Below are 8,770 nucleotides of genomic sequence, written 5' to 3'. Positions count from 1 at the left end.
GATCCACCATCGTGTTGACGATATTAGCAGTTTGGAGAAACTCACCTTGAAGCGGTCTGCCTTCAATTTCTGTAGCGATCGTTTGCGATAAGTCACCATTGGCAACTGACCGAATTACCCGAGTAGTTTCAGCTGTTGGTTGAACTAAATCTGTAATTAGAGTATTGACAGAAGTAACACAATCTAACCAAGAACCTCGAACATCTCCGAGAGAGGCGCGATCGGCAATTTTGCCTTCTTTGCCGACAACGTTACCAATCCGTTGTAGTTCTGCCGCCATCCGCTCATTTTGGTCAATAATACCATTGAGCGTATCAGCGATTTTCCCTGCTACACCAGTATGGTCTATGGGCATCCGAGCCGAGAAGTCACCCTGTTTAACAGCATTCAGCGTTCTTAACAGCTGATTTAAATCGAGATTGTCGCTGTCTCTAGTTAACTGTTCGGTTGCCATAACCTTATCCTTAATCTTGATTATTGAAAAATTTTTGTATTTTTTGCACCCCGTACCTATTTAGAGTACTTTTAGCTAATGCGTATCACAATAGAAAGCGGGAATAAAAAGTGGATCGAACTAATTTTTATGGGTGCGAGTGTAAGCAGTTGACAAAGGCTGCTAACTAAATGGTATTGCATCAATGTATCTGGCATCCCACTTAGCTAATGATAGCTACTTGAACTCTGTTGTGCAGCATCAATTGTCAGCGATGCCTACCCTGGGCGAGTACAGCATGGCACAGGAGAACACACGATGACAATTAACATTACGTTTTATGATTTTTGGAATTTGAGGAAAGCAGCAAATCAATAAATCTTAACTGATAACTGAGGTTTGCTAAAGTCAGAAATATCCGGCAACTCCAAGGATTGGCAAATGGTTAGAGAGTACTCACCCCAGAGACATCTGCCTCCGCTTGAAAGTGGCGTAGGCGTAGCCCGTCGTAGACATCGCCTAACTCGCCCTGAATTTGAACGGCGTTATGCGGCTGCACCCCATATCAAGAAAGCAGAACTGATTGAAGGAATCGTTTATGTCGCATCTCCTGTAAAACATGAGCAGCATGGCAAACTCCACAGTCGGGTGATAACTTGGTTAGGTGTTTACCAATCACTGACTCCTGGCGTTGACTTGAGCATTGAACCAACAGTCAGACTAGATTTAGACAATGAACCCCAGCCAGATGCAGCGTTGTTTATTGAACCAGACGCAGGCGGACAAACCCGTTTGAGCAGCGACGGTTACATTGAAGGATCTCCCGAATTGATTGTTGAAATTGCCGCGAGTAGTGCCGCTATTGATAGAGGCAGCAAAAAGCAGGTTTATCGCCGTAATGGGGTGTTGGAGTACGTAATCTGGCAATCTTACGAGAATAAAATTGAATGGTTTTGCCTAATTGATGGCGACTATCGATTGCTATCTCCCGGTGCAGATGGAATTATTCGCTCTCAGGTGTTTCCGGGTTTGTGGTTAGCGGTGGAAGCGCTGTTAAGTAATCAGATGGTGCGAGTGTTGGAGGTGGTGCAAGCGGGGTTGAAGTCACCGGAACATAATGCGTTTGTGCAGCAGTTGAAGAAACACACAAGTCTGAAATAGTTTACTCACTGAGTTTTCGTGTCAGTTTTACCCCACCCTAACCCTCCCCTTTCCAAGGGGGGTAATTCGACTTGTGTAACACCCTGGCCTTTCCAAGGGGGCAACTAGTGCCCCCTTGGAAAGGAGATTGGGGATCTCAAACCACGGTAAATTGAGTGTTTGAGCTTAAGTTGACACTAAACCCTATTAGATTTTACTCAACTTACGATCGCACCCGATGCCCCATTCATAGATCCATTTGTAGAAGAAAGCTTAACAGAATCGGCTGCTAAAGAATTGGTGAGTTTGGAATTGCCTAGTACGCTTCGCTTCTTCTTGGTATTACTTCGTCTAGCACCACCCGCCATCTCGTATTCTGGGCTGGTTTTACCGTAACGGCTGCCAACTCCTAGTAACATTTTTTCTGACATCGCTATTACAGCCTTTTCGGCGTTATTCACGTCATCTGTAAGTTTGTCAATGGTAGATAATGCAGTGTTGTAGGCAGCAAGCTTAGACCGGAGATTGTTAATTGTCATGGTGTAAGCTTGTATAGTCAATCCTTGGCCAAAGTCAAGTTGTACACTGATAGATTGTAAACTTTCAATCCGGCGATCGGCTCGTTCTAAAACGCTGGAATTTCTTTTACGACGTGCCATAATACATCTCTGCAACTAGGTTAGCAGTACTGTTTTATACAATATTATTTATAGTTGTCATGGGAAAATATAACAAATCAGTTGCGATTGGATCTTTAAAAGTTTAGTTAATTTCACTTAGACTATATTTTTTCTAGGCATTAAATAGATTGATAAGTTCGTTACAACAATTGCTGCAATGATTTAAGCCTTTCTTATACATGGAAGAACATTTGTTGCAAAGTATTAAGCGTTTGTTGCAACGACTTATATGTTTGCAAGAAAAACTTAAGCCTTTCTTATACATGGAAAAGCATTTGTTGCAAAGTATTAAGCGTTTGTTGCAACGACTTATACATTTGCAAGAAAAACTTAAGCCTTTCTTATAGATGAAGTAATCTTAGCTGCAAAGGTTTAAATTTTTACAGCCTCAAGCGTAAGAGCGTAGGCGTAGCCCGTCGTAGACATCGCTTTTGCTTGTTGTCTGAGATAATACCTCTTACATAAATCAACTGGTTGCGGCGATAGCGCAGCGTTAGCGATAGCGTAGCGTTAGCGATAGCGTAGCGTTAGCGAGGAACGAGCGTCGGAACGAGCGTCGGAACGACCGCCGCTCCGGTACTGGGTACTGGGAAAAGTTTTTAAAATTTGGTAGTGGGTAAAAGCCTTCACCATAATTTTTCGATTTTACACCCAGTCCCCAATCCCCAATCCCCAGTCCCTTTTACAGTATTGACAGTTATGAATTAGCTTGACAATATTATATTTATTCAATCAAAGTAAATTTTCATGATTAATCTTCCTAAATTAAATAAAGTTGACTTTTTAGTTTTGATTTGTGTTCTCATAATTGGTTTGATAAATTTACCTTTTCCATTTTCAGGAGATCAAGCACTATTTACAACAGGTGCTTTAGAGATGCAACAAGGAAAGGTACTCTATCGGGATTTTTGGGATCTAAAGCAACCTGGAATTTATTACTTTTATTTTTTAGCAGGAAATTTATTTGGTTTTAATGAAACTGGCATCCATATTTTTGAGCTTATTTACATGATGCTTTTTTCTATTACATTACTGCTAACTCTAAAAACTTATTTTCGGCATAAGATAGTAGCAAGTTTAGTACCTTTGTTAACGGTTGGTGTTTACTATCTTGTTTCATATCATAAGCAATTTACTCAACTAGAAGGGCTAGTTGGTTTTCCTTTATTTTTATGTCTTTGGCTAACTTATGAATCTTTTAATCATGAAGGAAAGCCGAGATTTATTCAACTTTTACTCTCAGGCTTCATGGGTGGAATTGTCCTGATATTTAAATTAATATTTTTGCCTATAATACTTTGTTTTTGGCTAACTGCTTTGCTTTATTCTATATTGATAAAACATCAAAACACTAAAAAAATTGTTCTTGAAATTTGCCTGCCAATTTTTATAGGAGTTCTCTTTCCTATTTTACTTATTGCCAGCTATTTTGCCTCAGTCGATAGTTTATCAATTGTATATAAGACATTTTTTGTATATCCAAGTCAGGTAGTTGCTAATGGCAGATTGGATAAATCTAAGTTAATTTCTGGAAACCTATGGTTCTTAAAGAATTTTATCACTTTAGTTGTGATGGCTATTATTGCAGTAAATGTATCGTTGCGTAAGAATAAAAACTTATTGACCTTGTTATTGGTTGTTTGGTTTATTTTTGGGCTGGGTGTTATTTATATACAAATTAGGTCACTTTGGATGTATCATTATTTACTCTTATTTGTACCTACAGGTATTTTAGCAACTAAAGGTTTAGATATATTATGGGAGCGTTTCAACGAATTAAGTTCACCAATAATTAAAATTCTGGTGTCATTGTTGTTTTTATCACCTTTATTATGGAATTTTCAAATTAAGAGTATTCCTCTAGTTAAGAATAATTTTGCTTTAACTGAAGATACCCGATTTAAATATCAGGCTGTATTTAGAGGAGATTATAAATTACTTCGTTCAGAGATTGGCTTTCTCTCTCAACCAGGAAGTTTATCTGGTGCAATTTTTGTTGCTGGTGACCCGTCTATTTATTATTTATCTGGTCGTACTCAAGCAACATCACTAAATGGATGGTCACTTGAATTATTTTTATCTGAGCAATGGCCACAACTTCTAGGAGAGTTAGATTCATCCAAGCCTCCTTATATATTTATTACTAATAAATATGACGCTCTGATTCAAGAAAAGTTTCCAAAAATTCTAGAATTGATTGAAAAAAGATATCATATTTTATCTAAAACTAATTATGGTACTTGGTATATTTTAAGCTAGAACATAGGAGTTCCCTTTATAAGTTACTTAGATATAAATCCCAGAACAAACTTTCCCTTGCGAGAAGCTATACTATAACCTTTTGGTAATTTGCGTCTAGGTATTGGTACAAAATTCAGACGAATATAAAAATTAAGCGCCTTGGGAGCAGCAATCAAGTAAATTGGTTTATTTACTGACTGGATAATTGTTTGTACTAAATAAGAACCTAAACCTTTATGGCGATGATTAGGCTTTACATACAATCTATTAATTTCTGAATAGTTTTGGAGACGAGTAAAAATTGAGTAAGCAACAATTTGGTTTTTATATTCAATTAATAATATTTTTACTGTCTGTGCAGCTAGTAAAATGGATATAATATTTAATGCTAACAAAAAAATCATAAAAAGAATGGTTGCTAAACATCCAAGAGCCAAACTTAACAGAGTTAATTTTATATTTTTATCATAAACAAATAAATAGAATACAATTAATATTATAGAAATAAAAAATATTAATTTTATAAAAAATATATTTTTAAAATCGAAATAATATATTTCAAAAACTTTAAATATATCTTTATATGTAGCGACTCTAAGTATGTATTCTGAGGGCAAGTAAGCAGATAAATTCATATAGGTAATATAGGGATGATTACTGTTAATTTCCATAAATTTGGAATACTAATCAAAATTTTATATATAGGAATGCGAGTTGAATTTTGAGAAAACATAAGTATTTGTAGTAACGTGGCGCAGCTAAATTGATGCATTCTAAATATTAGAAATATTGGTATTTTAGAAACATAAGTCAATTGTTCTATTAGACTATTTTAGCTGTGCCATGCCACAACAACATTAGGGTGGAGAAATCTCCAAATCTTTGCAAATTTTGATAGCTAGAATATCAACAATCTCAGTATGTCTTGGAACTGCGGAGGTTCTGTTGTTTGATGGATTGTAATAAATCGTATGCCTTCCACCCTCCTGAAGAAACAAACAACCGTTCTTTTCCAAATGGCGAATCAATTCACGTCTTTTCACTATAATTTGACAGTAATCTGTTCACGGACGACATCTTTACCGGAAATTTGTTGCTCTGCGAGTTGCCGATTTGATATTAGAATTAACTCTATCGCTTCCCGTAGACTTTCTCTAGCTTCTTCCAGAGTTCTCTCTTGGACATTTGCACCAGGTAACTCTTGAACGTAGCCAATATACCAGTCATCTAACTTTTCATATACAGCAGTAAAAGAATTTTCCATAATTTTTATTAATCGTTAGTGTCTTTATTTTAAGTTTTAACGCATCTAGTTTCTAAACTGTCACACCTTCTAATTCCTCATCTGTCAACTCATACAATTGCCGCAACTTATCCAACTTCTCACCATCAGCTTCCCAGAAACCCCGCCCATGCGCCTCCAACATTCTCCCTAAAATATTGCGAAAAGCTTCAGGATTTGCCTTACGCAATTTATCCGCCATCTCTGCATCTAAAGCATAAGTATCAGCCGCTTGATCATAAACCCAATCATCGGTAAAATCGGCAGTACCACCCCAACCAATCAACGCCGTCATCCGTTGGGAAATTTCAAACGCACCACCAGAACCTTGATTTGCCATCGCTTGCGCCCATTTGGGATTTACCAACTTAGTGCGGTACTCCATTCGCAGCAAATCATCTAAATTGCGGGGTGTAGTATCCTTCGAGAAACTTTCTACAAAGCTGGTTGTAACCTTCTTACCGCCTTGTTTTTCTGCTGCCTTTTTCAAACCACCAGTATTGGCGTAATATTCTTGAATATCAGTTAAACCATATTCTACCGAATCGATTTCTTGAACAATGCGATCGCTAGTTTTTAATAACGTATTCAACACTTCCGGTCTAGCTTGACCTTTATCTTCTCTGCCGTAGCTGAATACATTGCGACTTTGCCAAGTATTGCCTAACTCCTCGCCAGATTCCCAGTTACCATCAACCACGCGATCGTTCACCAAAGAACCAAAATCACCTGCCGGATTAGAAAACAATCTCGCCGATGCATTCTCTACACCTTGGGCTTTTAAAGCTAAAGCGTGTTTCCTAATAAAATTTTGATCATCCGCTTCATCAGCATCAGCCGCCCGTTGAAATAAATCATCCAATAATTCGATGATATTTACAAAACTATCCCGGAAAATCCCAGACAAATTACCCAACACATCAATGCGGGGATGTCCAACCTCCGCCAACAGCTTCAATTCATAACGAACAACTCTACCAGTTCCTTCCTTAACAGGTTCAGCCCCTACCAATTCCAACAGAATCCCCAAAGATTCACCCTTAGTTTTTATCGCATCCAATCCCCATAACATCACCGCCACCGTTTCCGGATATTTCCCATATTCATCCAAATGCTGGGCGATAATTTTTTGAGCAATTTCCCGTCCCCGTTCATAAGCAGCAGGTGAAGGCATCCGATAAGGATCTAAAGCATGAATATTCCTCCCGGTAGGCAACACCCCAGCCCCCTGCCGGAACAAATCCCCACCCGGCGCCCGCGGCATATAAGGCCCCATGAAACCCCGTAAACAATAACTTTACTTAAGCCTAGATTGCATCAACAAATCCCTTATTAGTTTTTCCTCTTCTTCTCTTTCTTCGTTTATTCCTTCTTCCTCCCCAAAATATGCCTCCAAATAAGAAGCCAATTCCTCTTCATTCGGTACTTCCCCCAAAGTATGCAACCCAGAAGAAAACAACCGATTTTCTAAAACTTGTAAATATTCATACAACTCCACCAAATAATCATCAAAAGCATGAGTGCTAAACATCCGAACATTTTCTGGAGTAAACGCAATCCCCAACCTCTTCGCATCCTCAAACGGACAATCTGCATCCAACCCAGAATCCGCAATTTTTTTACAAATCCCTTCCTTCAAAACATAATTCTTTTGCGGATCTTCACGATACTCCGAAATCAAATCTCGCAACGCCACCAATTCCTTATACAAACCTGCACGTCCATAAGGTGGTACATTATGAGAAATCAACACACCATAACCGCGACGTTTTGCCAACATCGATTCAGAGGGATTATTCGCCGCATATATATATAGATTAGGCAAATTTCCTAACAGAATATCCGACCAAGAATAACCTGTATTACCCAACGGAGAACCAGGCAACCATTCCACCGTCCCATGCATTCCAAAGTGAACTATAGCATCAGCTTGAAACTCATTTTGCAACCATTTATAATAAGCAGCATATTGGGGATGGGGCGTTAAATCTCGTTCAAACATTAAGCGCATCGGGTCGCCTTGTATACCCAACGGTGGTTGTATACCTATCCACACATTGCCTAATTGCACACCACCAATCTGGAATTCATCGCCATAAGTTTTAATTCCAGTTCCCGTGAGAGATTTCCATTGTTTTTCGATGCGGGAGGTTTGCAGATATCCTAGCCATTTTTCTAGAGTACGGGCGCTAACGGACGCGGGAATATTTTTTGTATCATCAATTTCATCCGCCTCTTTTACCCAACGAATCAATTCTTCTCCATCTTCGGGTAAATCTCCAACAGTGTAACCTTGTTCTTTAAGTGCATGGAGAAACTTCAGCAAACTACGCGGCACATTTAATAATGCAGCTGTACCTACAGCACCATAACCCGGTGGGAACCCATATAAAATGATGGCAATCTTGCGTTCCGATGCAGGTTTTTGCCGCAAAGACACCCAAGTTTTTACCCTACCAATTAATCGCTCCACCCGTTCGGGAACCAGATAAATATTTTCGCCCACCAAACCACCAAGGGGAACGGTATCAATAGCCCCATCCAATTCTGGTAATGCGTACAACACCACACTTTGCAATCCGCCGACACCTTGGCGCGTCCACGAGGAAATATCTTGAATTAATAGTGGTGCAGCAACAATATAAGGTACATTTTTGGCAGTGAGGATGCGCTTTGCTACTTCCACTTGACGCCCAGCTTCCATTGAACCAGCCGGGCCACCCACGAGAGGAAAGCCAATTGTCGAAACGATCGCATCCACCTTCACTGCTTCACTAGAAAGTGAGGGAGTCTCTATATTACCTAGTTGTCGTTGCTGAATTTCATAGTCGGTTGTCATCAAATCTCGTACCGCCACATGTCCTTCCACGCCGTTGATGAAAATAGGCAAAGGAGTTAAACCAGCTTTTTCAAAACTGCGAATTAGTTGGGAAATGTATGGTTGTTTGGTGATGACGTGTTTACGGTAGAGGAGAATTCCAACAACTGGGGAGT

The 8,770-nt window shown here is 39.1% G+C and carries 8 protein-coding genes and 1 pseudogene; 2 read left to right on the top strand and 7 right to left on the bottom strand.

Annotated elements, in window-relative coordinates; genetic code table 11:
• Positions 1-454, bottom strand: a 454-nt coding sequence (locus tag ACFE90_RS32790; protein WP_375506483.1) for a HAMP domain-containing protein, incomplete at its 3' end; no start/stop codon positions are given.
• A gap of 420 nt (positions 455-874) precedes the next feature.
• Here ACFE90_RS32790 and ACFE90_RS32785 point away from each other — a divergent pair.
• Positions 875-1,594 (top strand): Uma2 family endonuclease, encoded by a 720-nt coding sequence (locus ACFE90_RS32785; RefSeq protein ID WP_375506482.1) that lies wholly within the window; start codon positions 875-877, stop codon positions 1,592-1,594.
• A gap of 197 nt (positions 1,595-1,791) precedes the next feature.
• Here ACFE90_RS32785 and ACFE90_RS32780 read toward each other — a convergent pair whose 3' ends face one another.
• Together ACFE90_RS32780 and ACFE90_RS32775 are read right to left on the bottom strand one after the other, a co-directional pair.
• The gene (locus tag ACFE90_RS32780; RefSeq protein ID WP_375506481.1) at positions 1,792-2,232 is read right to left on the bottom strand and encodes a hypothetical protein; all 441 of its coding nucleotides are present in this window, start codon (positions 2,230-2,232) and stop codon (positions 1,792-1,794) included.
• Between the two features lie 531 nt (positions 2,233-2,763).
• The gene (locus tag ACFE90_RS32775) at positions 2,764-2,886 is read right to left on the bottom strand and encodes a hypothetical protein (protein WP_375506480.1); all 123 of its coding nucleotides are present in this window, start codon (positions 2,884-2,886) and stop codon (positions 2,764-2,766) included.
• Between the two features lie 114 nt (positions 2,887-3,000).
• On the opposite strand from ACFE90_RS32775, the gene ACFE90_RS32770 reads away from it, so the two are divergent.
• Positions 3,001-4,512, top strand: coding sequence for a hypothetical protein (locus ACFE90_RS32770; RefSeq protein WP_375506479.1), 1,512 nt, complete (start codon positions 3,001-3,003; stop codon positions 4,510-4,512).
• A gap of 23 nt (positions 4,513-4,535) precedes the next feature.
• Here ACFE90_RS32770 and ACFE90_RS32765 read toward each other — a convergent pair whose 3' ends face one another.
• The 4 genes and pseudogenes from ACFE90_RS32765 to ACFE90_RS32750 form a co-directional block, all read right to left on the bottom strand.
• Complete coding sequence (locus ACFE90_RS32765; protein WP_375506478.1) at positions 4,536-5,165, bottom strand: GNAT family N-acetyltransferase; 630 nt, start codon at positions 5,163-5,165, stop codon at positions 4,536-4,538.
• 186 nt (positions 5,166-5,351) lie between these two features.
• Positions 5,352-5,537, bottom strand: coding sequence for a type II toxin-antitoxin system HicA family toxin (locus ACFE90_RS32760; protein WP_375506477.1), 186 nt, complete (start codon positions 5,535-5,537; stop codon positions 5,352-5,354).
• Complete coding sequence (locus ACFE90_RS32755; RefSeq protein WP_375506476.1) at positions 5,537-5,758, bottom strand: type II toxin-antitoxin system HicB family antitoxin; 222 nt, start codon at positions 5,756-5,758, stop codon at positions 5,537-5,539. Before ACFE90_RS32755 ends, ACFE90_RS32760 begins: the two co-directional genes overlap by 1 nt.
• A 52-nt stretch (positions 5,759-5,810) precedes the next feature.
• A pseudogene (locus tag ACFE90_RS32750) lies at positions 5,811-8,770 on the bottom strand (cobaltochelatase subunit CobN); the annotation flags it as partial.

Source organism: uncultured Nostoc sp. (assembly GCF_964245445.1).
GTDB lineage: Bacteria > Cyanobacteriota > Cyanobacteriia > Cyanobacteriales > Nostocaceae > Nostoc.
This window is presented reverse-complemented; position numbering and strand designations above follow the sequence as displayed.